Source organism: Sphingomonas zeicaulis (assembly GCF_050433225.1).
GTDB lineage: Bacteria > Pseudomonadota > Alphaproteobacteria > Sphingomonadales > Sphingomonadaceae > Sphingomonas_D > Sphingomonas_D zeicaulis.
This window is the reverse complement of record NZ_JBNPXQ010000005.1, coordinates 155629-178056: the sequence shown is the minus strand read 5'-3', so window position 1 is coordinate 178056 and position 22428 is coordinate 155629. Positions and strand designations below refer to the sequence as shown.

General features: G+C 65.0%; 18 protein-coding genes and 1 pseudogene. 11 read left to right on the top strand and 8 right to left on the bottom strand.

The window, feature by feature from the left end; all coding sequences use genetic code 11:
- Positions 1-15 precede the first annotated feature (15 nt).
- From FHS96_RS17770 to qhpE, 9 genes are all read left to right on the top strand, one after another.
- Positions 16-561 (top strand): methylamine dehydrogenase light chain, encoded by a 546-nt coding sequence (locus FHS96_RS17770; protein ID WP_429594532.1) that lies wholly within the window; start codon positions 16-18, stop codon positions 559-561.
- Between the two features lie 28 nt (positions 562-589).
- Positions 590-1111 carry a cytochrome C gene (locus tag FHS96_RS17765; RefSeq protein WP_429594529.1) on the top strand — a complete coding sequence of 174 codons (522 nt, stop codon included), beginning with the start codon at positions 590-592 and terminating at the stop codon, positions 1109-1111.
- 141 nt (positions 1112-1252) lie between these two features.
- A complete protein-coding gene (gene peaA, locus FHS96_RS17760) occupies positions 1253-3100 on the top strand; it encodes a quinohemoprotein amine dehydrogenase subunit alpha (RefSeq protein ID WP_429594526.1) in 1848 nt (615 codons plus the stop codon).
- A complete protein-coding gene (gene peaB / locus FHS96_RS17755; RefSeq protein WP_429594523.1) occupies positions 3097-4548 on the top strand; it encodes a quinohemoprotein amine dehydrogenase maturation protein in 1452 nt (483 codons plus the stop codon). Before peaA ends, peaB begins: the two co-directional genes overlap by 4 nt.
- Positions 4545-4874 (top strand): quinohemoprotein amine dehydrogenase subunit gamma, encoded by a 330-nt coding sequence (qhpC, locus tag FHS96_RS17750; RefSeq protein ID WP_429594520.1) that lies wholly within the window; start codon positions 4545-4547, stop codon positions 4872-4874. Before peaB ends, qhpC begins: the two co-directional genes overlap by 4 nt.
- A 32-nt stretch (positions 4875-4906) precedes the next feature.
- Positions 4907-6004, top strand: a complete 1098-nt coding sequence (locus FHS96_RS17745) for a YncE family protein (protein ID WP_429594518.1) — start codon at positions 4907-4909, stop codon at positions 6002-6004.
- Positions 6005-6051: 47 nt separating this feature from the next.
- On the top strand, positions 6052-7038 hold the full coding sequence (locus FHS96_RS17740; RefSeq protein WP_429594515.1) for a hypothetical protein: 987 nt from the start codon (positions 6052-6054) through the stop codon (positions 7036-7038).
- A gap of 53 nt (positions 7039-7091) precedes the next feature.
- A complete protein-coding gene (locus tag FHS96_RS17735; protein ID WP_429594513.1) occupies positions 7092-8720 on the top strand; it encodes an ABC transporter ATP-binding protein in 1629 nt (542 codons plus the stop codon).
- Complete coding sequence (gene qhpE / locus FHS96_RS17730) at positions 8717-9439, top strand: subtilisin-like serine protease QhpE (RefSeq protein WP_429594510.1); 723 nt, start codon at positions 8717-8719, stop codon at positions 9437-9439. Before FHS96_RS17735 ends, qhpE begins: the two co-directional genes overlap by 4 nt.
- 7 nt (positions 9440-9446) lie before the next feature.
- On the opposite strand, the gene FHS96_RS17725 is transcribed toward qhpE, so the two are convergent.
- Together FHS96_RS17725 and FHS96_RS17720 are read right to left on the bottom strand one after the other, a co-directional pair.
- Complete coding sequence (locus tag FHS96_RS17725; RefSeq protein ID WP_429594507.1) at positions 9447-9785, bottom strand: hypothetical protein; 339 nt, start codon at positions 9783-9785, stop codon at positions 9447-9449.
- A gap of 26 nt (positions 9786-9811) precedes the next feature.
- Complete coding sequence (locus FHS96_RS17720) at positions 9812-12490, bottom strand: TonB-dependent receptor (RefSeq protein WP_429594504.1); 2679 nt, start codon at positions 12488-12490, stop codon at positions 9812-9814.
- Between the two features lie 399 nt (positions 12491-12889).
- On the opposite strand from FHS96_RS17720, the gene FHS96_RS17715 reads away from it, so the two are divergent.
- Entirely contained in the window at positions 12890-14929 is a 2040-nt protein-coding gene (locus tag FHS96_RS17715) for a tetratricopeptide repeat-containing sulfotransferase family protein (protein WP_429594502.1), read from the top strand.
- Between the two features lie 22 nt (positions 14930-14951).
- On the opposite strand, the gene FHS96_RS17710 is transcribed toward FHS96_RS17715, so the two are convergent.
- Positions 14952-15326 carry a c-type cytochrome gene (locus FHS96_RS17710; RefSeq protein WP_429594499.1) on the bottom strand — a complete coding sequence of 125 codons (375 nt, stop codon included), beginning with the start codon at positions 15324-15326 and terminating at the stop codon, positions 14952-14954.
- 440 nt (positions 15327-15766) lie between these two features.
- Here FHS96_RS17710 and FHS96_RS17705 point away from each other — a divergent pair.
- A pseudogene (locus FHS96_RS17705) lies at positions 15767-15902 on the top strand (IS3 family transposase); the annotation flags it as partial.
- 579 nt (positions 15903-16481) lie between these two features.
- On the opposite strand, the gene FHS96_RS17700 reads toward FHS96_RS17705, so the two are convergent.
- The 5 genes from FHS96_RS17700 to FHS96_RS17680 form a co-directional block, all read right to left on the bottom strand.
- A complete protein-coding gene (locus FHS96_RS17700; RefSeq protein WP_429594496.1) occupies positions 16482-17012 on the bottom strand; it encodes a transposase in 531 nt (176 codons plus the stop codon).
- Between the two features lie 31 nt (positions 17013-17043).
- Positions 17044-17220: a transposase gene (locus FHS96_RS17695; RefSeq protein ID WP_429594493.1), complete on the bottom strand. Its 177-nt coding sequence runs from the start codon at positions 17218-17220 to the stop codon at positions 17044-17046.
- 520 nt (positions 17221-17740) lie between these two features.
- Positions 17741-18679, bottom strand: coding sequence for an isopenicillin N synthase family dioxygenase (locus tag FHS96_RS17690; RefSeq protein ID WP_429594491.1), 939 nt, complete (start codon positions 18677-18679; stop codon positions 17741-17743).
- 91 nt (positions 18680-18770) lie between these two features.
- Positions 18771-21161: a TonB-dependent siderophore receptor gene (locus tag FHS96_RS17685; RefSeq protein WP_429594488.1), complete on the bottom strand. Its 2391-nt coding sequence runs from the start codon at positions 21159-21161 to the stop codon at positions 18771-18773.
- Positions 21162-21258: 97 nt separating this feature from the next.
- On the bottom strand, positions 21259-22314 hold the full coding sequence (locus FHS96_RS17680; RefSeq protein ID WP_429594486.1) for an isopenicillin N synthase family dioxygenase: 1056 nt from the start codon (positions 22312-22314) through the stop codon (positions 21259-21261).
- Positions 22315-22428 lie beyond the last annotated feature (114 nt).

Here is a 22428-nt window from a genome sequence, read left to right as displayed (position 1 = left end):
AGAGGGGGCAGTCACATGAAGCATTTCGACGCGGATGCCATCGGCGAAACATTCCTCCGCAAGTTTGCGGGGCGCACCTCGCGGCGCGGCATCCTCTCCCGCCTCGGTGCGGCGCTGGTCGCGGCACCCGCCTTTCCGCTGCTGCCGGTCAGCCGCGCGCAGGCCGCCAAGCCCGATCGCTCGCCCGAGGGCAAGACCGCCTTCGCGCGGAAGGCGCAGATCACCGACGATACGAAGTGCGATTATTGGCGCTATTGCGCGATCGATGGCGCGCTGTGCACCTGCTGCGGCGGCGGCATCCATAGCTGCCCCGCGGGGGCGGAGCCGTCACCCGTTTCGTGGGTCGGCACCTGCATCAACCCGGCGGACGGCAAGGCCTATCTGATCGCCTATCGCGATTGCTGCGGCAAACCGCCCTGCGGCCAGTGCCCGTGCGACAATACCGATCGCGAGACCCAGCTCTACAACCCGCAGCTCAACAATGACGTGATCTGGTGCTTCGGCACGTCGAGCATGGAATATCATTGCTCCACCGCCGTGCTGGTCGGCGCGGCCGGCTGAACGTGCGCGGCGTGGCGGCGGCGGCACGGTGTTGAGGCGGCGATGGCGGTGCGCGCTGCTCGCGCTCGGCGTGTTGACCGTGGCGGCGGGTGCCGTGGCGGGGCGGCCGGACGCGCGGCCGCTGCCCGCCGCGATCACCGATCCGGTGCTCGCGCGTTCCGACTATGTCGAGCAATGCGGCGGCTGCCACGGCGTGCAGGGCGTATCCGCGCCGGCGCAACTGCCGCAACTGCGCGACCGCGTCGGCTATTTCATGTGTACCCCGGCGACGCGCGCCTATCTGCTGCGGCTGCCCAACATCGCGCACAGCCGCATCACCGACAACCAGCAACTCGCCGATCTCGTCAACTTCGTGGTGTTCGGGCTGGGCGGGGCAAGCACCCCGGGGGACGCGCGTCCCTTTACCGCCGAAGAGGTGGCGCGTGAGCGGCGTTTGGCGCTGTCATCCGTGTCGCTCAAGGCCGAGCGCACGCGCCATGTCGAGGCGGCGATCCGCAACTGCCGGGCGCCCGCTACGCTGCGCGCGCTCTATCCCGAACCGCCTCGTTGAATCGTAATGATGCGTTGCAAAAACTCTTATTTCGCAGCGCACAATTCTGCTTGACCGATCCTTGACGTTTGTCCAACCTTCATTCCGCAGCATCGCCAGGACGAGCCACAGCGCGCCGGCGAGAAGGGGGAAATCCCGGGCATGAATAAGCCAGCCATACTTGATTGCGCCGACACCTATTGCGAATGCAGCACGCCGCCGCGAACCGGTGCGCGTGATCCTTTCCGCTTCCTGATGAAGCCATTCGGGCGATCGGGCTGGCGGCTTGCCGTGCTCGGCCTGTTCTCGGCCTCGATGGTGATGGCGCAGGCCGGCAAGCCGGCGGCGACGCCGGCGGGGGAGGACAAGGCCGCGGTCGAGACCGAGGATGGCATTCCCGTTACCGATCGGCTGACGATCGAGAAATGCGGCGCCTGCCACCAGCAGGACGAGAAGGGCAATATGTCGCGCATCTCCTGGTCGCGCACCACGCCCGAAGGCTGGTCGCAAGCGATCAAGCGAATGGTGCGGTTGAACGCGCTCGAGATCACGCCCGATGAATCGCGCGCGGTCGTGAAATATCTTTCGACCTGGCACGGGCTTTCGCCCGAAGAAGCCAAGCCGGTCATGTACCTGCCCGAACGGCGCATCGTCGACGAGGCGCTGATCCCCAACGACACCGTCCGCCAGGCCTGCGCCGCCTGCCACGCCTTCGCGCAGCCGATGTCGTGGCGCCGATCCAAGACCGAATGGAAGCTGCTGCAGGATCTGCACGTCGCGCTCTATTCGCAGGCGGAGGCGCAATATCGCCGCCCCGCCGAACCCCAGCCGGGCGCCGCGCCGCCCGCGCCGGGCACGCCGCCCGTCACCAACGGCGCGCTCGCGCTTGAGTATATGCAGAAGGCGGCGCCGCTCCACACGGTAGAGTGGGGCAATTGGCGCCCGCGCATCCGTACGCCGTATCTTGCGGGCAAATGGCTGGTGTCGGCGCATCTGCCCGCGCGCGGCGATTATGTCGGTGAACTGGTGGTGGCGCCGGGCAAGTCGGCCGACGCGTTCACCACCGGCGCGACCTTGCGGTCGCTGTCGACCGGTGAGACGCTGACGCGCACCGGCACCGGCCTCGTCTATGGCGGCTATTCGTGGCGTGGCCGGTCGAAGGGGCCTGCCGCTGGCACGGCGCCCGACGATCCCAACCGCGAAACGCGCGAGACGATGTGGTTCGCGCCCGACCAGAAGAGCGGCGAGGGGCGCTGGTTCTGGGGCGAATATCATGAGTTCGGCTTCGACGTGGCGCTGACCCGCGCGGGCGCCGAACCCGCGATCCTCGGCGTCGGCCCGGTGCTGTTGAAGGCCGGCGCGAAGGGCGCGCAGGTGCGCATCGTCGGCGTCAACCTGCCCGCCGACCTCAAGCCCGCCGAGATCAGCCTGGGTGAGGGCGTGACGGTGACGAAGATCGTCTCCGCATCCGCCGGCGAGGCGGTCGTCACCGCGGATGTCGCGACGGATGCCGTTCCCGGTCGTCACGATGTCGGCATCCGTGGCGCCACATTGGCGCAGGCGCTGCCGGTCTATGCGAAGATCGACTATCTGAAGGTCGTGCCCGAAACCGGCCTCGCGCGGCTGGGCGGCGGCAAGCATCCCAAGGGATATGGCCAGTTCGAGGCGCTGGGCTATGACAATGGCGTGGACGGCAAGCCGGGCACGCCCGACGATGTGAAGATCGGGCCGGTCGACGTGACGTGGAAGATCGATGAATTCATGTCGGTCTATAATGATGACGACAAGGATTTCGTCGGCGCGCTTGGGCCCAATGCGCTGTTCACGCCGGCGTCCGACGGGCCCAACCCCGATCGCCGCTTCGGCCGCAACAATTATGGCGAGGTCTGGGTGGTCGCGACCGCGAAGGCGGAGAAGGACAAGTTCGGCCAGCCGCTGACCGGCCGGTCCTATCTGGTCGTCACCGTGCCTGCCTATCAGCGCTGGGATCAGCCGGAGGTGTCGCAATGACGGTCATGACCGCGATCGGCTATCGGCCGGCGGAATATCATCCCTTCGCAGTCGGCGACGCGGACTTCATCTATCTCGTCTCCGCCGGCGCGATCTTCCAGCTCGACGATGCCTCGCGCTGCCTGCTCGACCGGCTGGAGGAAGGGGCGGCGGGCCATGCCGCGCTGACCGGCCATCTCGTTACGCAGGGCATGGCGGAGGCGGACGCCGACGAGCTGATCCGCGAACTGCGCTTCGCCGGTGTGATCGTCTCCGACGACCAGCGCCATGCGCCGCGCCCGTCGAACCCGCCCAAGGATTTCCCGCTGCAGGCGCTGGTGCTCAACATCACCAACCAGTGCAATCTCGCCTGCACCTATTGCTATGAGTTCGGCGCGGACAAGATCGCGACGCCGCAGGGCAAGAAGAAATATATGTCGATCGAGACCGCGATGGCCTCGGTCGATTTCCTGCTCGATCAATCCGCCGGCCGCAAGGGTGTGCACATCACCTTCTTCGGCGGCGAGACATTGATGAACTTCCCGCTGCTGAAGCAGGTCGTCGCCTATGCGACGGAAAAGGCGGCGGCCGCGGGCAAGACGATCGGCTTCAGCCTCACCACCAACGCGACATTGCTGACGGCGGAGATCATTGCCTTCCTTTCGGACAATGCGATCGGCGTCACCGTCAGCATGGATGGCCCGCCCGACCTGCAGGACAAGCGCCGCGTCTACAAGAACGGTCGCGGCAGCTATGCCGTCATCGAGCCGCGGCTGCGCGCGCTGATCGCCAATCACCGGACGCGGGCGATCACCGCGCGCGTCACGCTGACCGACGGCGTGACCGATGTGATCCGCATCTATCGCCACCTGAAGGATGATCTCGGCTTCCATGAGGTCGGCTTCGCGCCTGTTACCAGCGCGGACGAGCGCGCCTATACGATCGGCGCCGAGGGGATGGACGGCGTGCTCGCGCAGTTCCACGCGCTGGCCGACGAATGGCTGGCGCATGCGCTGCAGGGGCGCAGCCACGGCTTCTCCAACGTCAGCGAGACGATCAGCGAACTGATCCAGGGCGTCCACAAATCGCATCCCTGCGGCGCCGGGCTCGGCCTGCTCGGGGTCAGCCCGTCGGGCGATCTCTCGCCCTGCCATCGCTTCACCGATGCCGACACGCACACGATGGGGCATATCTCCTCGGGCATCGATCGCGAGAAGCAGGGCGATTTCCTCGCGCGCGGCCATGTCGACGCGAAATATGAATGCCAGAGCTGCTGGGTGCGGCCGCTGTGCGCGGGCGGATGCCATCATGAGGCGTTCGTGCGCTATGGCGATACCGGCCACGCCAACCTGCATTATTGCGACTGGATCCGCGATTGGACCGACCGCTGCCTCAACATTTACGGCGAGCTGGCGGTGAAGAACCCCGCATTTCTCGAACGCTTTGCGGAACGAAAGGCGTTGTCATGAAGCACCTCAAACCGCTCAACAAAAAGGCGGCGCAGATCGACGAAGCGGCGGCGATGCTGGAGGAGAATGTCGTCGCGCTGCAGCAGCAACCGCGCCCGCACGTGCCGATGGGCTGCTCGCTCGCTTTCTCGCCGGGCTGGGAAGTCGATGCCGGCGGCGGCACCGCGGGGCTGTGCCAGCCGGTCGAGCGCGACATCTATGATTGCTACGTCACCTGCTTCTGGCCGGTGCAGGTGCCCGATCATGTCAATTATTCGCCGGACTGGGCGAGCAACTGCGCCGTCGCCACCAAGGACTGGCGTAACCTCGATCTGGTGTTCCCATGATCGTAGCAGAAACGGGCCGGCCGCGGGGGAGGATGCGGGTGAAGAGGATGATGCGCGCGGCGCTGGCCGCCTGCTTGTCGCTGCTGCCTGTGTCGGCGCAGGCCGGCACCATGTATATGGGCGGCTATCCCAATGTGCTGATCCTGTTCGACGAGGCGACGGGCAAGCCCACGAAACGCATCACGCTGGCGACGGGCCTGCCCACCGGGCTGCGTGAATCGAGCGATCGCAAGAAGATCTATGTCACGACGATCTCCACCTCCGGCATCGAGACTTATGATATCGCCAGCGGCCGGGTGATCGACAGTTTCAGCCTGAATACGCCGACCACGCGCTATCGCTTCTACAGCGGCGTGGCGGATCCTTCGGGCCGCTATTTCTACACGGTGGCGGAACGGATCGACAAGGATATCGACCGCTATCGGATCAGCAAGCCGCAATATACCGTCGTCGACCTCAAACTGAAGAAGGTCGTCCGCGCGGTCGATGTTGCGGCTGAGGATGACGCATCGGGCATCGCCTATCGCTCCGCCTATGCGATCTCGCCGGACGGCAAGTTCCTCTATGTTTTCCGCGACAAGGTGATCGTCGTCGCGACGGCCGATTTGAAGGCGGTCGAGCGGTTCGATCTCGCCAAGGCCGATGTCTCGGGCTTCGAGAATGTCAGCTTCGGCGGTGGCGTCGAGGCGATCCGCAACCCCGGCCAGTTCGTGTCGCTGTTCAACGCCGCGGACCCCTATGTGCACAACAAGGTGTTCGGCCTCGCGCGCTTCGACCTCGCTTCCCGCCATTTCAGCTTCGTGCCGATCGGGCCGGCACCGGCATCGATGGCGGGGCTGCAGATCACGCCGGATGGCAAGGAAGGCTATACCGTCGCGACCACCGGGACGCTCGGCAACAAGCGCTGCGAGTTCTGGCGCTTCGATCTCGCGAGCAACAAGGTGCTGGGCAAGGCGGAGTTCCCGTGCCGCTCACGCTTCCAGTTCGGCATGTCGGGCGATGGCGCCAAGCTCTACATCTATGGCGCGAGCTTCGACATCGAGGTCTATGACGCGAAGACGCTCCAGCTCGAAAAGACCTGGGACATCGGCAATGACGCGACGATGGCCGGGCTGATTGTCTCACAATAAGCGGCCGGCGGCTTGACCCTTTCCGCCGCGCTGGAGACGATGCCGGCATGAACGTCATGATATGCGGGGGCGGCGTTGCGGCCGCCTGCTGCGCGCATCTGCTGGGGCTGGGCGGGATCGCCGCGACCATCGCGTCCGCCGATCGCGCGCCGGCACCCGTGGTGATGCTGAGCGACACCGCGCTGGCGCTGATCCGCGACCTGTTCGGCCAGCCCGACCTGTTCGCCGGCCTGCCGCGCATTACCCGCCGCATCGTCGCCTGGGGCGGCGGCGATCCGGTCGCCATGCCGCACGCCGCGACCATCGTTTCCGGTGCCGCAGCGCTGCTGCCGGTTGCCGAAAGCGCGCGTGCCGTGGCGACGGACTTCACCATCCATGCCGCGGCGCCCTTGCCCGAGGGGGAGGTGCGGCGTTTCGGCGCGCGCGGCGCGACCGCCGCGTCGGTGGTGCTGCGCGACCCCGCTGATGCCGGTGACTGCTGGATCGAGGCGGTCGAGGCCGGCTGGCTGTTCCTGATCCCTGCCGGCGCGGGGCAGGCCTGGCTGCTCAGCGTCGGCGCCGAACTGGAGGAGGCGCTGGCGCAGAGCCGCCATGTCGCGCGCCGCATTATAGGGGCGGAGGCGCCGCGCCAGTCCTTCGATCCCAGCCCGCGCATCGCCTGCCCGTCCTCGGGTGCGGACTGGATCGGCTGCGGTTCGGCGGCGATCGCCTTCGATCCGATCTGTGGGGATGGCACCGCGCAGGCGGTGCGGGAGGCGATCCTCGTCTCGGCGATCCTCGCCGCGATCCGCGACGGCGGCGATGCCCAGGCGCTCCGGGCGCATCATGAGGCGATGCTGGTCGCGACGATGCGGCGCCATTTGCAACTCTGCGCGCCCTTTTATCGCACCGGCGGGCAGGGGGCCTGGTGGCAGGCCGCGCATGATGCGCTGGCCGAAGGGCATGACTGGTGCACCGCCCGCCTCGATGGGATGCCGGAGCCGCGCTACATGCTGCAGGGCTATCGACTGGTCGAACGAAGGCAGGCCTCCTGAACGACACATCGCCCCCGGCCGGCTGGCACGCCTATCGGCGCGTCGGGCCCTATGTGCGCCCCTATGCGCCGCGGCTGTGCTTCGTGCTCGCGATCAGCCTCGTCGGGACCTTGCTCAACCTTGCGCAGCCCTATTTCTCCAAGCTGATGATCGACCAGGCGCTGCTGCGCCGCGACATGCAGGCGCTGTGGATGATCGCCGCGGCGCTGCTGGTGGTGACGGTGCTTGGCTTCGTGCTCAACGCGCTCGCCAGCTATCGCTACATCGCGCTGTCGGCGGCGATGCTCTACGATATCCGCGCCGCGCTGTTGCGCCACCTCCAGAGCCTGTCTCCGCGCTTCTTCAGCGGCTTCCGGCTGGGTGACCTGATGTCCCGCATGAACAGCGACGTCAGCAACGTCCAGCGCGCCGCGGCGGACACCTTGTTGTCGGTGCTGAGCAATGTGCTGTTCCTGCTGGGCAGCGTCGGGCTGATGCTGTGGCTCGACTGGCGGCTGTTCCTGCTCGGCACCGTGCTGGTGCCGATCTGCGTGATCGCCTTCGTCCATTTCCAGCGCCGCCTGACCGCGCTGACGCAGAAGATGCGCGAGCGCGGTGCCGATCTCGGCAGCTTCCTCGTCGACAGCGTGATGGGGATGCGCGTGGTGACCTCGCTCAATGCCGGCGCGCATGAGGTGGGGCGTTTCCGCGCGCGCAACGACGCCTTCATCGCGGCGATGCTGCGGATGCAGCTCACCTCGTTCATGGCGGGCGCGCTGCCCGGCGCGCTGCTCACCGCGTCTACCTCCGCGGTGGTGCTTTATGGCGGCTGGCGGATCATCGCGGGCGAGATGACGATCGGCACATTGGTGGCGTTCATGGCCTATCAGGCGCGGCTGTTCGGGCCGATCCAGATCCTGATGGGGCTGGGCGCGGGGCTCGCCTCCGCGCGGGTGTCGTTGGGGCGCATACTCGAACTGTTCGATACGCCCGCCGAGGTGGTCGAGCAGGCCGATGCGGCGCCGCTGGCGCGCGTCGAGGAGGGGCTGCGCTTCGATCATGTCGCCAAGCGCTATGATCGCGATGCGGTGCTGGTCGATATCGATGTCGCCATCCCGGCGGGCAGCTTCTGTGCGATCCTGGGGGAGAGCGGGGCGGGCAAATCGACGCTCGCGGACCTGCTCGTTCGCTACCAGGACGTCGATGCCGGTCGCGTGCTGGTCGACGGCGTGGACGTGCGCAGCCTGCGACTGGGCGATCTCCGTCGGGAGATTCTGCTGGTCGATCAGGCACCCTATCTGTTCAATGACAGCATCCGCGCCAACATCGCCTTCGGTCTCGACGCGGTGGCCGATGGGGATATCGAGCGCGCCGTTCACGCCGCGGGGCTCGACGCGCTGGTCGCGCGGCTGCCCGAAGGGCTGGAGACGCGCACCGGCGAACGCGGGCTGGCGCTGTCGGCGGGCGAGCGGCAGCGGCTGGCGCTCGCCCGCGCGCTGCTTCGCCGTCCCAGCGTGCTGATCCTCGACGAACCGACCTCCGCCCTGGATGCCGAAACCGAGGCGCGCATCGCCGATCGCCTGCGCGGGGCGCTGCCCGACGCGACATTGATCGTCATCACCCACAAGCCGGCGCTGGCGGAGCGCGCCGATTTCATCATCCGGCTGGATGGCGGGCGGGCGGCGGCGGTGGGGCGGCCATGAGCGGGATCGATTTTACCGGTGCGACCGGCCGTGGTGTGCGCATTACCGTGATCGACAGCGGTGTTCATCCTGCACACCCGCATATCGACGCCGCGCGATTGCGTGGCGGCGTCGCGATCACGCGGGAGGGGATGATCGAGGACGATCCCCAGGCCACGATCGACCGGCTCGGCCACGGCACTGCGGTCAGCGCCGCGATCCAGCAGGGCGCACCGGATGCGGACCTGCTGACCGTGCGCGTGTTCCGGGAGGCGCTGCGGTCCTCCGGCACGGCGCTGGTCGCTGCGATCGACTGGGCGATCGAAGCGAGGGCGGACATCATCAATCTCAGCCTCGGTTCGCCCAACCCCGCGCATCGCGATGCCTTTGCGCGCGCGGCGGCGCGGGCGGACGATGCCGGCATCCTGCTGGTCTCCGCGCACGCAGTGGATGGCATGGCCTGCTGGCCGGGCGCCTTGCCGACGGTGCTGGGCGTCGCCTTCGATCGCGCCTGCCCGGTCGGCACCTATCACGCGATAGAGGGGGAGGGGGGCACCGTCTTTTCCACCGCGGGCGTGCCGCGGTCGATCGACGGCGTGCCGGCCGAACTCAACCTCCAGGGCGTCAGCTTCGCGGTCGCGCGGATGAGCGGCTTCGCGGCGCTGGCCTGCGAGCAGATGCGCGATCGCGGGATCACCCCGCAGCGCCTTCGCGAGGCGCTCATCCGCGCCGCGGCCTGAGGCTGCGCTATCTGGCGCCGTCGGCCGGCTCCGGCCCCCAGCAGGTCGTGCAGCGCCGCCAGCACAGCACGCCGGGCATCGCGTCGGCGGGGCGCAATCCGGGTTCGGGGCGAAGCCCGGTGAGGATCTCGGGTGAGACGCCCTCGGGCGCGGCGCGGCTGTGGCACATCAGGCATTTGCGGCGGAAGGCGGCGGGGGTCAGCCCCGAATGATCCTCCTGCGCGGGCGCGGGCGGCGTGAGCCCCGCGCCTGCCAGCAGCGCGAGCGCGCCGGCCAGCCCGATCGTGGCGCGGCGCCGAAAGCGAATGGCCATGTTCCGCGCGACGAGCGTGCGAAGCATGGCCATCCTTCCCCTCTCCAAACCAGATCAGATCAGAACTTCTGGCCGAACCTTATCCCGAAGAAGCGCGGCCGGATAGGGAATGTGCGCGACGACCCTGCGCAGAAGTCGATCGAGCAGAACGTGTTGCGGGTGAGCTGTCCGCGCCGGTCGAACGCGTTCTGCAGGAACAACGTCAGCGACCAATTGTCCTTCTTCACACCGCCCGAGAAGTCGAAGCTGACGAAGCCGGAGGTGTTGCCCAGCAGCTCGTTGCTCTCCACGTTCAGATCCTGCGTGGCGCCGGTCTGGTAGAGTGCCGCGCCTTGCAGATAGGCTTCAAACTCGCCGATCAGCGTGTCGTAGCGGATCGAGGTCGTGCCCTTGAACTTCGGCTGACGCGGCAGACGCGTCCCGTCCGCGGCGGCGACGGTCGGGGTGGGCGGATCGGTGCCCGGCACGAACTGATCCAGCGCGCAACTCGGTAGCTGCGAGATCGATAAGGTCGTCGTGTCGACCGCGAAGTTGCAGAAATTGCCGTTGAGCTTGGCGTCGTTATAGGCGCCCGACGTGGAAATCGTGACCTTGCCGAGCTTCAGGTCGGCATCATATTCGAATCCCTTCACCTCGGCCTTGCCGGCATTACCGGTCATCCCCGCGCCTTGCGCGCCTGAAACGATCACGCCATACTGTATGTTGTTCCACTTCTCATAATAAATCGCGGCATTGAAACGGAATATGTTGTTCCAGGTCGTCTTGACGCCGAGTTCGAAGTTGTCGAGCGTTTCCGACTTGAACGGCTGCACCGTGACAATGCGGCCGAGGCTGCGGATGCGCAGCGGCCGGTTGAAGCCGCCGGGGCGGAAGCCGGTTGAATAATTGAAATAGACCATCTTGGTCGGCTCGAACTGCCAGTCGAGCGCGATCTTGTGGGTTTCGCCATCTTCCTTGTAGCGGCCGGCGCCGTCTTCCGCGAGCGGATTGGTGTTGACGCAGGTCAGGCGCTCGTCGGCGGGCAGCGGCGTCTCGCAGCCGACACCTTGTGCAGAGGCGGCGACGCCGGCGAAGCCCACCACCTTATAGTCCGTCCAGAAATAGCGGATGCCGCCGGTGATCTTGAGCGTAGGCGTGATGTTGTAATGGCCTTCAGCGAAGATCGCAGTGTCGTGATAGAGCTGGTTCTGCTCGACGATGTAATAGCCGTCCGCCTTCGCGGCCTGTGTGCCCAGCAGCATCGTGCCCAACGGGTTGCCGTTGGGGTTGATCACGTCGCTGGTGAAATAGGGATTGCCATCATCGTCATAATCGATGGCGAACATCGCCGGAACGCCGATCAGCCCGCCGGCCACATCGCCGCCGCCGGTCGCGGTATAGCCGACGATATTGTCGAGGCCGCGGATCGCATAATAGGTGTTCAGTTCATTCTTCTGGCGCTGGTAGAAGCCGCCGAGGGTCACGTCGAATGGCCAGTCCGACGGCGTTGTCACGCGCAGTTCCTGAGTGAACTTGTTGCGGTGCGTGTCGGCGTGATAATATTGTGTCGGGTCGATCAACTGGCAGCGCTGCGCAGCGCCAGATCCGGTGCAATTGTCGAAGAATTGCAGATAGCTTTCATAGCCCGCGCCGAAGCCGTCATAGGTGACGGTGTAATAGGTATAGTCGTTCAGCGTCTTTGTGCGGCGCTTGAAATAGCCGGTCGCGGAAACGACGTCCCAGTCGCCGATATGGCCATGAATCGATAGCGCCGCCTGGAACCAGCGATCGTCGTTGCGGGTCTGGTCATAGTCGTGGACCTCGAGGTCTCCGACCCGCGGATCATAGCCAAAATAGCCCTTCGCCACTTGCTTTTGCGCGGTGATCTGGGGCATGATTACCCAATCCTCGACCGGCTGCCACAGCAGCGAGAGGCGGCCGCCATATTCCTTGATCGGGTTGTAGTCGTTCTTGGCGATGTCAGAATTGTCGAGGTTGAAGAAGGTCGCCGGATTGTTGTCGCCCAGCGTGTAGACCGCGGGAGAACCATCGTTCAGCCGGCCATTGTTGGGCGTATTGTCGATATAGCCGCCGTCGCGCCGGTAATAGCCCATCGCACGCAATGCGACCGTCTCGTTCAGCGGCAGGTTGAGATAGGATTCGATCTGGCCGCCGAAATCGCCGTTGCCATATTTATTGGCTTCCAGGTCATACCCATATTCGACCGTGTCAAGCTTGGGCTTCTTAGTGATCAGGCGGATTGTGCCGGAGAGCGATCCGGCGCCGTAGAGCGTGCCCTGCGGACCCGACAGCGCCTCGATCCGCTCCATGTCATAGGCATGGATATCTGGCACCTCGGTGCCGGTGATCGGAATATCGTCGAGATAATAGCCGACCGAGGCATAGGCGCCGCCGGCGGGTACGATGCCGCGGAAGAAGGCGGTGTTGCGGCCCGGGCCGATGCCCTCGAACGAAACCGAGGGCAACAGCGCGGCGAAATCGGTCAAGCCCTTCACCTGCCGCTGTTCCAGCTTCTCGGCGCCCAGCGCCTGCATGGAAATCGGCACCTTCTGCACGCTTTCCGATGTGCGCGTCGCGGTGACGACGATGTCGCCGAGGCCCTGCTCCTCGGCCGGCTCCGGTTCGGCGGGTGGCGCCTGCGCAACCGCAGGGGCGGCAAGAATGAGCGGTGTGAGGAATGTGCTTGTGGCTAGAGCGCAAATCCTTCGCGCGCCGCGCGCGCCAAGACGAAAGGCCATGCGTAATACCCCCCTGAACGCGTAGAACGCGTCATATTTCTGGCCTCTCCTTGAAAGATTGCCCGCCTTCGGGTCTCTTGTTGCCTGTTGTTTCGAACTTGGTCTTCATGCGTCAGATACGCTTTGCGGCCGATGGCGGCGCGCAGCACAAAATCCCGTCCCTGGCATCACGAGACGCCAAGACCTTGCTACGCGGGGTAGCTCCGAACTTCATACATTCAACGGCCGGTTCGCATACGCAGCAATCAGAACAACCGTCCTAGATTGAATACTGCCATTCGCCGCGAGACTGTCAAGCACTCTCAGGCAGCTTTTTTTCTTACCGCTATTATGGCGTGACTCGACGGAGCGCCATTCTCGGCATAGCTCTTTGTGCAGTTGCGAAGGGAATGAGGCTGTATGGGCAAGGCTGTGGCTGCGGCCTCGCGCACGCTCGAAGCGGCGCTGGCGCAGGCTGCCGAAATGATCGACTCGCGTCCCGACCAAGCCCTTGCGCAGGTCGAGGCGATTCTGGCGCGCGCTCCCGGGCTTCCCCCTGCGGAACTGCTCGCGGGTCAGGCGCTGCGCCGGCTCGGCAAGACGCAGGCGGCGCAGCGGCGGCTGGCGGCGCTTGCCCGCAGCCAAGCGCGCGTGCCGCCGGCGGTGTGGTGGGAACTGGCGCAGGCGGCAAGTGAGGCGGGAGATAGCCGGGCGGCGATCGCCGCGCTCGAAACGCTGACGGGGCAATGGCCGGGGGTCGCCGGCGGATGGTTTCTGCTGGCAAAGGAATATCGCAGGGCCGGCCATACCGAGGAAGGCTGGCGCGCCGATCTTTCGGGCATCCATGCCTCCTCGCGTGACCCCGATCTCGTCAAGGCGGCGATGGCGATGAACGCGGGCCGATTGGACGAGGGTGAGGCGGTGCTCGCCGCTGAACTCCGCCAGACGCCGGACAATCCAGCGGCGATTCGCCTGCTCGCCGAGATCCACTGGCGCCGGGGCGACATGAGCGAGGCGCTGGCGCTGGTCGAGCGCGCGGTCGCGCTCGCCCCCGGCTATGATCTCGCGCGCGACTTCCTTATCCGCCTGCTGTTGCAGGCCAATCGGCTGCCCGAGGCGCTGGCGCATGCCGAAATCCTCACGGCATCGCCGGTCGGGAATCCGGGCTATGAACTGATCCGCGCCTCGGTGCTGGTGCGGCTCGGCGATCAGGATGCGGCGCGGGCGATCTATGAGCGGCTGCTGGCGGACCAGCCCGATCAGCCGCAGGTCTGGCAGAATCTGGGGCATGTGCTGAAGACGTTGGGCCGGCAGGCGGAGGCGATCGGGGCCTATCGTGAGGCGGTGACGCGCCAGCCGACGATGGGGGAGGCGTGGTGGAGCCTCGCAAACCTCAAGACCGTGAAGCCCGGGGCGGGCGACATTGCCGACATGCAGGCGGCGCTCGAAACACTGGCGGCCGGTAAAGGCGATCGGGCCGAGGATGTGTTCCACCTGCACTTCTCGCTGGGCAAGGCGCTGGAGGATGCGAAGGATCATGCCGCGTCCTTCCACCATTATGATCGTGGCAACCGGTTGCGCCGCGCGCAGATCATGCATGATGCCGAGGGCTTTTCCGCCGAAGCCGCGGCCGCCGCCGACCTGTTCACCGCCGACTATCTCGCATCCCGCGGGTCCGGCGGTTGCCCCGCGCCCGACCCGATCTTCATCGTCGGCCTGCCGCGCGCCGGATCGACGCTGATCGAGCAGATCCTCGCCAGCCACAGTCAGGTGGAAGGGACGATGGAACTGCCCGAGATGATGATGATCGCGGGGCGCCTGCAGTCCCGCGTCGACGAGGGCGATTTTCCGGATTTCCGCGCGATGATCGATGCGCTGACGCCGGCCGATCGCCAGCGGCTGGGTGAGGAATATCTCGACCGTACCCGCATCCATCGCAAGAGCGCGCGGCCGCTGTTCATCGACAAGATGCCCAACAACTGGCAGCACGTCGGCCTGATCAGGCTGATCCTGCCCAACGCAAAGATCATCGATGCACGGCGCCATCCGATGTCCTGCTGCTTTTCCGCGTGGAAGCAGCATTTCGCGCGCGGGCAGACCTTCTCCTACGATCTTACCGACATCGGCCGCTACTATTGCGACTATGTGAGGCTGATGGCCGCCTTCGATCGCGCGGCGCCGGGTGCCGTACATCGCGTGATCTATGAGACGATGGTGGGCGATACAGAACGGCAAGTGCGTGCGCTGCTCGATCATGTCGGCCTGCCGTTCGAACAGGCCTGCCTTGAATTCTACAACAATGATCGTGCGGTGCGCACCGCCAGTTCGGAACAGGTGCGCCAGCCGATCTTCACCGACGGCCTCGACCAGTGGCGGCATTATGCGGCGTGGCTCGGCCCGCTGGCAGACGTGCTCGGCCAAGTGCTGGACCATTATCCGGAAGCCCCGCCGACGATGTGACGGCGGGGCAGGGCGTTTCGCGCTATTTTTTCAGCGTTGCCAGATAGTCGATCAGCGCGGCGCGATCCGCCGGGTTGCCGACGGTGATCACCATGCGCGTGCCAGGCACCATCTTGGTCGGGCCGGCGAGGAATTTGTCGAGCGTCGGCTTGTCCCACTTCAGCGCCGTGCCCTTGAGTGCGGGCGAATAGAGGAATTCGGTGCTCGCCGCCTTGCGGCCGAGCACGCCCGCCAGATTGGGGCCGAGCCCGGCCTTCTGTTTGGGCACGGTGACATGGCACATCTGGCAGCGCTGGCGGAAAATCATGCTGCCGTCGGCGGCGGTGGCGGCGGGCGCGGCTAGGGCGGAAGCGATAAGGAGTATTACGGCGAGCGGTGCGCGCAGGGATAGAGTCACTTCATCATCCCCCATCTTGGTTTCGCAGGACGCCGGAGCGCCGCGTTGTTCGTTCATCATGCCAGACCGCCCGACGCGCGCAAGGCTGTTTCGCAGCTGCAAAACTATTGCCTTCCCTTATCCGCCGGCGAAACGGCATTCGTAAGAGCATGTTTGAGAAGGTTTCCCAATGCGGCTTTGATGTGATTCACGGGGCGTCGGGCGAACGATGTGAGCCGACACCTAACGCCGAAGAGGAAGCCGCCAGCGAGGCGGCGCTACGGTACCAATCTGACCGATGGTCAGTGGGAGCGGATCGCGCCAATGATACAAGATGCGCGGGCCGGCGGCCGGCCTCGGAAGGCGAGCTCGTCGATGCGATCCTCTACTTTCTTCGAGCTGGCGCCGTGAAGCGTCCCGGGCTTTCCGGAGGCTCCGAACCGTGAGAAGGAGGGTCCTGCATGAGCAAGATGGGAAACAGATTTTCGCCTGAAGTCCGTGAGCGGGCAGTGCGTATGGTTGGCGAGCACCGTGCTTATTACGGCTCGGAGTGGAAGGCGATGACTTCGATTGCCTCGAAGATCGGCTGTGCGGCTGAGATGCCGCGCCGCTGGCGCCGCACGGAGGCTGGCCGACGGGCAACGCCAGCGGCACAGGCCGTTGATGAGAAAGCCCGGCTCAAGCTGCTGGAGCGCGAGGTCAAGGAACTGCGTCGGGCCAACGAGATCATGCGCAAGGCGTCTGGTAAATTTAGGAAAAGAGATGCACCCCCTGAAAACTTTCCGCGCAATATTGCCATCGCTGCTCATCCTAGCTTCTGCGGCCACGATCAAGTCAGAGCAAATTACAAAAACATCTCGAAGTGGCTTGATCGATTTTTCTGTCTATAGGCTTCGACCTGTGATTAAAGACGACCTTGTGATTATACAATATCTTAAAAATCTATATCATGCGAAGCCATATCCGGATATGGTAAGTGATATCGATATTTACCGAGTTTTCGAAGGTGTAAATGGCGATACAATTTATTTATTCAGCCTTGCAAATGTTGATGACAGGCACATTGCGTATGTTGTTTGTGACGATGGGACTATTCGAGGAAAGTTTGTTTACTCAATATATGCTAAGACATTTGGCGTTCCGGCGCCCTAGAGCGTGTTTGTGAAGGGCGTCTGCTCATGTCCATCGGCGTAGCAGGGTGGCTGTAGCAGCAATGGTGATGAGAGTCTCCGCGACGGCGGTGAGCTGCTCGTAGTCGCGCAACAGACGGCGGCTTTTGAAGATCCAGGCGAACGTGCGCTCGACGACCCAGCGCCTTGGCAGTACCTCGAAGCCCTGAGCGTGGGGGCCGCGGCGGATGATCTCAAGGGTGATATAGGTCTTGTCGGCGGCCCACTCAACCAGCCGGCCGGCGTAGCCGCCGTCGGCGAAGACGCGGGTGAAGAACGGGTAGCGCTGCTGCGAGCCTTTGAGCGGCAACTTGCCACCGTCGCGGTCCTGAAAGTCGGCGGCGTGGACGCGAACGGTGAGGAGCCTGCCGTCCGTGTCAGTCAGGATGTGGCGCTTGCGCCCGGTGATCTTCTTGCCCGCGTCATAGCCTTTGTCGCCCCCTTTTGACCGGCGGTGCGCACCGATTGGCTGTCGAGGATCGCCGCCGAAGGTGAAGCTTCCCGACACATCGTTCGCGGTCAGCCAGGACGAGCGCATGATGGACGTTACGCCACACACCCTCATCCTGCTAGCGGCGCAGGTAATAGTAGACCGTCTGCCAAGGCGGCAGATCATGTGGCAGTAGCCTCCACGCCGCTCCTGCCCGCAGGAAATAGAGGATGGCGTTGACCAGCTCGCGCGAGTTCGCCTTCCGCGGTCGCCCTCCGCCCGCGCGTCCGGGATCAGCGGCTCGATCAACTCCCACTGTGCATCGGTCAGGTCGGTATCGTAACGCCGCCTCCCGAGCGGTTTCCTCTTCGGCATTGGACGTCGGCTCGCATCGCGGGTCCGACCCCCTATGAATCACGCAAAGGCCGCCTTGGGAACCCTTGTCAAACACGCTCTAAGCTTCAAAATGCCGCGTTAGCGAAATCGATGATTTGATCACGCAACTGCATTTTTGTCTCGAAGGCTCGTTTGTTCTGTAGGTTGCGGCGAGGTCTGACAGCTTCATCATCTGGCAATCATCGCAAAGATGCACTTGTAATCTCAAGAGCCTCCGGAGGTGGCACGACGACGATGCCGTCAACGCCCCGAGAATGCCGCGTGCTGCAGGTGTGTTCAAGACTGCGGGTGTAAGCTCCGTTGGGGAATGACCAGTCGCCGCTTTCAGCGTGCTGTGACGAGCGGGAAGATGATAGCCGCCGCTGCTGAGCGTGCCAACTCGGGAGAAAGGCGGCGCGCTGCGGCGTCCCTCGGATGCGCGCAAGCTGCAGGCGGGATGCCTAACCGGACTGCCTTTTGCGACGATGGAAATAGGTCGCGTCGAGCCGCTCGCGGAGATAGTCAGCGGCTAGGATCGGTGGGTAACGCGCCGGGCGATCGACGTCGGCGCAGGTCGGCAGGCATTCGACCAACGCATCCGGGTTGGGATCAAAGAAGAAGGCGACGGAATAACGCTCGCGTCCGCTGAGATTGGTCACGCGGTGCGGCGTGGAGACATAGACGTCATTGCTCCAGCGCATCAGGCAATCACCGATGTTGCACACGAAGGTGCCGGACACCGGCGTCGCCGCGATCCAGCGACCGTCGCGGGTGCGCACCTCGAGCCCGCCGACCATGTCCTGCGAAAGGATGGTGACATTGCCATAGTCGGTATGCGCGCCGGCGCCGTAGCGCTCGCCATCGAAGCTGCCGGGGTGGGGCGGGTAATGGAGCAGCCGCAAGGTCGCTTGCGGACGATCGATGTACGTCGCGAAGAAGTCGGGGGCGAGCGAGAGGTCGAGCGCGATCGCTTGGTGGAGCTGCTCGCTGAGCCGGCGCATTGCCGCATAGTAACGCGACATGACATCCATGAAGCCGGGGAGGGCGGGCCAGTGATTGGTATCCGGCGCCTCGTCTCGCCCGATGTTGAAGGCTTCCTTGGCGTCGGCGGGCTTGTCGGGATCGAGGCTTTCCGATCCGAAGCCGGCATAGCCGCGATTGTCGCCGAAGCGGCTGATCGCCAGTTGCTGCTTCTCCACCTCGGGCAGCGCGAAGAAGCGCGCGGATTCCGCATAGACAGCGGCGAGCAGCGCCGGATCGATGCCGTGGCCGGCAATGTAGAAGAAGCCGGTGCTGCGGCAGGCCGCGCCGAGCGCCGCCGCGACGCGCGCGGCGCCGCCCGGCGTGCCATCGAGCAGCGGCGCCATGTCGATCATCGGGATGGTTTCGGGATCGTCCATCGTCAGCCTTCGGGATCCATGTCTGAAAGAGATCGCGCCGCCCCGCCTGTGGGCCCCCTTTGCCCGGCGGCGGGGCGGCGCGCCCCGCGCGTCAGAAGCGTGCCGTGACCTTGAGGATCGCGGTGCGCCCCTCCCCGGGCATCGCGACGCTCTCGGTATCGGTGCTGCGCTGCGGGATGTAATAGCGCTTGTCGAGGATGTTGTTGACGTTGATCGCGAAGCGATAGCGGCCGACGTCATAGTGCAGCGAGCCGCGCATCAGCACATAATCCGGATACTGGATCGCGCCCGGCAGGTGGCCGCTGGTGGTATCGACATAATTGCCGCCCAGCGTCACGCCGAAGCCGTTGCCGGCCTCATAATTGCCGAACAGGCCGAACACGTAGCGCGGCTGCGTGCGATCGACATAGCCGGTGGCGAGGCCGGCATAGCTGGCCGAGGCCGCCTGATAGACGAAACCCCAGCCAAGCAGCGGATCGAGCCCGACATCGTCCGGCGTGACGACGAGGAAGGAGGAACCGGCGATCCGCGTTTTCTGCCGCGTCGCCACCGCGGAGAGGCCGAAGTGGCGGTTGACCGCCCAGCGCAGCTCCGCCTCGACACCCTTGGTGGTGGCGCCGACGAAATTGCCGGTGAGCAGTTCGGACTGGCGGCGCTGCTGGCGATAGACCGAGGCGCTGACGAAGAGCTTGTCGTCGAAGAAGGAGCCCTTGACGCCGCCTTCGGTCAGCTTGGTCGGGGAAAGGAAGGTGTTGTTGGCGACATTGCCCGGCGTCACCGCGCCGCCCTGCAGCGTTTCCAGCGCGTAGGACTTGCCCTTGGTGAAATAGGGCACGATCCCCCATGGGGTCACATAACTGATGCTCGCTGACCAGCTCGTCGCATCCTCGCTCGCCTTGTAGAGCCGGTTGAGCGCCACCGAATAGTCGAGCAGGCCGGTGTTAATCGACTGCACGTCATAATCGTCATAGCGGATGCCGCCGGTCAGCTTCAGGCCGCCGAACAGCTTGAGGTCGGCGTTGAGGAAGGCGCCATAGCCGTCGACCGTCGAGTGATAATATTGGTCGAAGGGCTGGCCGTTGACATAGACGGGGTTGAAGATGCTGTCCGGCGTCGCGCCTACGCTGATGTCCTGCCGGTCGAGCACGAGATAGCCGCGGGCGAACACATAGCCCTCATCCGCCTCGTAGCGGCGATAACCGAGGCCGGTGACGATGTTGGCGCTGAGCCACGGCGCCGGATCGAATTTCGCCTGATAGGAGAGGCGAAGCTCCTCCGCACGGTCGCGGAGCTGCTTGGCGAAGCCATAGCCGTTGTAGGAATCGGCGTTGAGATCGTCGAGGAAGCCCTGCAGCTTGATCGTGCCCGGCCCCAGATCATGGATCAGGTCAACATAGGCGGTGGTCGTCTCGGAGTCGCCGAAGTCGTAGGGCGAGGTGATGATCGTGCGGCGGCCGAGCTTCACCGTCTGCATCGTCGCCGGATCGATCGTCGAATAGGCATTGGAGGCGCCGAAATATTTGGTGACGCCGCCGATCGCGACGATGTCCGCCGGGTTGATATAGGCGGCACCCGGCTGCGCGATCTGCGCGAGGAAGCCGCCCGACACATAGTTGCGGTTGTCGATCAGATCCTGCGTCATGCGATTGATGCCGACGGTGCCCTGCATGCCGCTGGCATCATAATATTGCAGGCCGGCGTTGAGAGTGAAGCCGCCCGGCAGATCGGTGGAAAAGCCGATCTGGCCCAGCGTATGCTTGGGCTCGATGCCGTGGAAATATTGCGAGAATTGCGCCTTTTCGACATAAACGTCGATGCCGGCGTCATAGGCACCGAGCTTGATCGGCGTGCCATATTCGGCCGAGGCGCGGTAATAATCATAGGTGCCGACCGAGGCGACGACTTCGCCCGCGGCGGCCTGCCCGCGGCGGAACCGGTCCGACCGGTCGACGCGCGGCGTGGTGTTCATATAGCCGCCGGCGCGGCCGGTGCCGTAGGCGGGAGAGGCGATGCCGCGGACGATGTCCAGCCCAAGGAAGGATTCGATCGGGGTGACGTAGGTGCCCTGGTTCTCGACGCGCTTGAAGCCGCGGAAGAAATTGTCGGCATATTCGCCGCGGATGTTCACCGTGCCGTCGACGCCATAGAAGCTGGCGGTGAACACACCCGGCGTCACCGCGATCAGATCGCGCACCGTGGTCAGGCTGTACTGGTCGATCATCGCCAGCGACACGGTGGAGGTGGCGCGCGGCGTTTCGAGCTGGCTCATGTTCAGGCCGAGCGCGCTGGTCTCGGTCGGCAGGATCGCCGACTTGTTGCGCGCGCCGGTGACCACCAGCACATTGGGTTCGTCGTCCAGCCCATCTTCGGCTGCGGGCGCGGCGCTGCCTGCGCTCTGCGCCCAGGCCGGCGACGCGGTGAACGAAGCGAGCGCGCAGGCGAGCAGGCCGGCGCGGTAAATCTCCCTGGTCTTGACCGTCATTCTTATATCCCTTTGCAATCAAGCCTGCCCTGGCTTCAATTTCGGGCTCCTCTCTCGTTCTTCTGACGGATTATTTATTGTTTATGTTCTGCACGCCTTACTGGGATATCGGTGAGACCTTCTTCCAGACATTGTAGAAGCGCTGGTAGAAGCTCTTCATATAATCGCCATTGTTGAACGGCTCGAAGCGCGGCGCCTCGCCTTCGCCGAGGAAGGCGTCGAGCGGCGCGACGCGGGCGTCGAGATCGGGGTTCATGAACATCGTCGCGGAGAAGCGATCGACCGGGCGGCGGCTGACGACGCGGTGCAATGTCGACACGAAATGGCCGTTGGTCCACGCCATCATCGTATCACCGATGTTGATCACATAGGCGCCGGGCACATAGGGCGCGGCGATCCAGCGGCCCGAGGGGTCGCGCACTTCCAGCCCGCCGACATCGTCCTGCAGCAGCACGGTGAAGGAGGATGCGTCGCAATGCGCGCCGACGCCGACCTCGTCCGAAGGCTGGGTGCCGGTGCGCGCGGGATAATGGTTGAGCCCGAAGGTGGCGAGCGGGCTGCGGTGGAAGCGCGCGAAAAAATCCTCCTCCACGCCCAGCGCCATCGACAGCGCCGCCATCAGTTCGCCGCTGAGCTTCAGTACCGCGCGCTGGTTGACGATCATCGTCTCGGTGAAGCCGGGCTGGAAGCGCGGCCAAAGGTTGCGCTGATAGACCGGATCGATGCCGCCATAATTCGGATCGTCGGCGTTGAGCACGCGCATCATGTTGAACTGTTCGAGCGTGCCGCCCGAGACGCGCTCGGCATCCGCGGTCTTGAACGATCCGCCCGGTTCCCAGCCTTCCATCGCCCCGCGCGAGGGGACGAAGCCGCACCACTGGCCTTCCTTCAGCGGGGCGCATTCCATCTTGCGCGCCATCGGCTCCGCGAAGAAGCTCCGCGCCTCGCCCAGCACATTCTGGCGCAACGCTTCCGGCACGCCATGGTTGACGATGTAGAAGAAGCCGATGCGGCGGCACGCGGCGCTGATCTCCGCCGCCACCGCGGCGCGATCGGCGGCGTCGCCGTTCAGGAAGCGGCCGAAGTCGATGATCGGAATCTCGTCGCTCCCGATTGCTTCGGCCTCGGCATAATGCAGCGCTTCACCACTCATCATTCACCTCGAAAAACACTGGGTCGAAAGGCGCAGGGCCCCGTCCGGCACGTCGCCCTTTCCGGGCGGCGGCCGCTGTCGATACTCTGGTCGTCGTCCTGCGCCGGGGACGGC

Coding starts and splice junctions, on each gene's coding strand:
- FHS96_RS17770 (WP_429594532.1), top strand. CDS start 16: ATGAAGCATTTCGACGCGGATGCCATCGGCGAAACATTCCTCCGCAAG.
- peaA (WP_429594526.1), top strand. CDS start 1,253: ATGAATAAGCCAGCCATACTTGATTGCGCCGACACCTATTGCGAATGC.
- peaB (WP_429594523.1), top strand. CDS start 3,097: ATGACGGTCATGACCGCGATCGGCTATCGGCCGGCGGAATATCATCCC.
- qhpC (WP_429594520.1), top strand. CDS start 4,545: ATGAAGCACCTCAAACCGCTCAACAAAAAGGCGGCGCAGATCGACGAA.
- FHS96_RS17745 (WP_429594518.1), top strand. CDS start 4,907: ATGCGGGTGAAGAGGATGATGCGCGCGGCGCTGGCCGCCTGCTTGTCG.
- FHS96_RS17740 (WP_429594515.1), top strand. CDS start 6,052: ATGAACGTCATGATATGCGGGGGCGGCGTTGCGGCCGCCTGCTGCGCG.
- qhpE (WP_429594510.1), top strand. CDS start 8,717: ATGAGCGGGATCGATTTTACCGGTGCGACCGGCCGTGGTGTGCGCATT.
- FHS96_RS17725 (WP_429594507.1), bottom strand. CDS start 9,785: ATGGCCATGCTTCGCACGCTCGTCGCGCGGAACATGGCCATTCGCTTT.
- FHS96_RS17720 (WP_429594504.1), bottom strand. CDS start 12,490: ATGGCCTTTCGTCTTGGCGCGCGCGGCGCGCGAAGGATTTGCGCTCTA.
- FHS96_RS17715 (WP_429594502.1), top strand. CDS start 12,890: ATGGGCAAGGCTGTGGCTGCGGCCTCGCGCACGCTCGAAGCGGCGCTG.
- FHS96_RS17700 (WP_429594496.1), bottom strand. CDS start 17,012: ATGCGCTCGTCCTGGCTGACCGCGAACGATGTGTCGGGAAGCTTCACC.
- FHS96_RS17690 (WP_429594491.1), bottom strand. CDS start 18,679: ATGGACGATCCCGAAACCATCCCGATGATCGACATGGCGCCGCTGCTC.
- FHS96_RS17685 (WP_429594488.1), bottom strand. CDS start 21,161: ATGACGGTCAAGACCAGGGAGATTTACCGCGCCGGCCTGCTCGCCTGC.
- FHS96_RS17680 (WP_429594486.1), bottom strand. CDS start 22,314: ATGAGTGGTGAAGCGCTGCATTATGCCGAGGCCGAAGCAATCGGGAGC.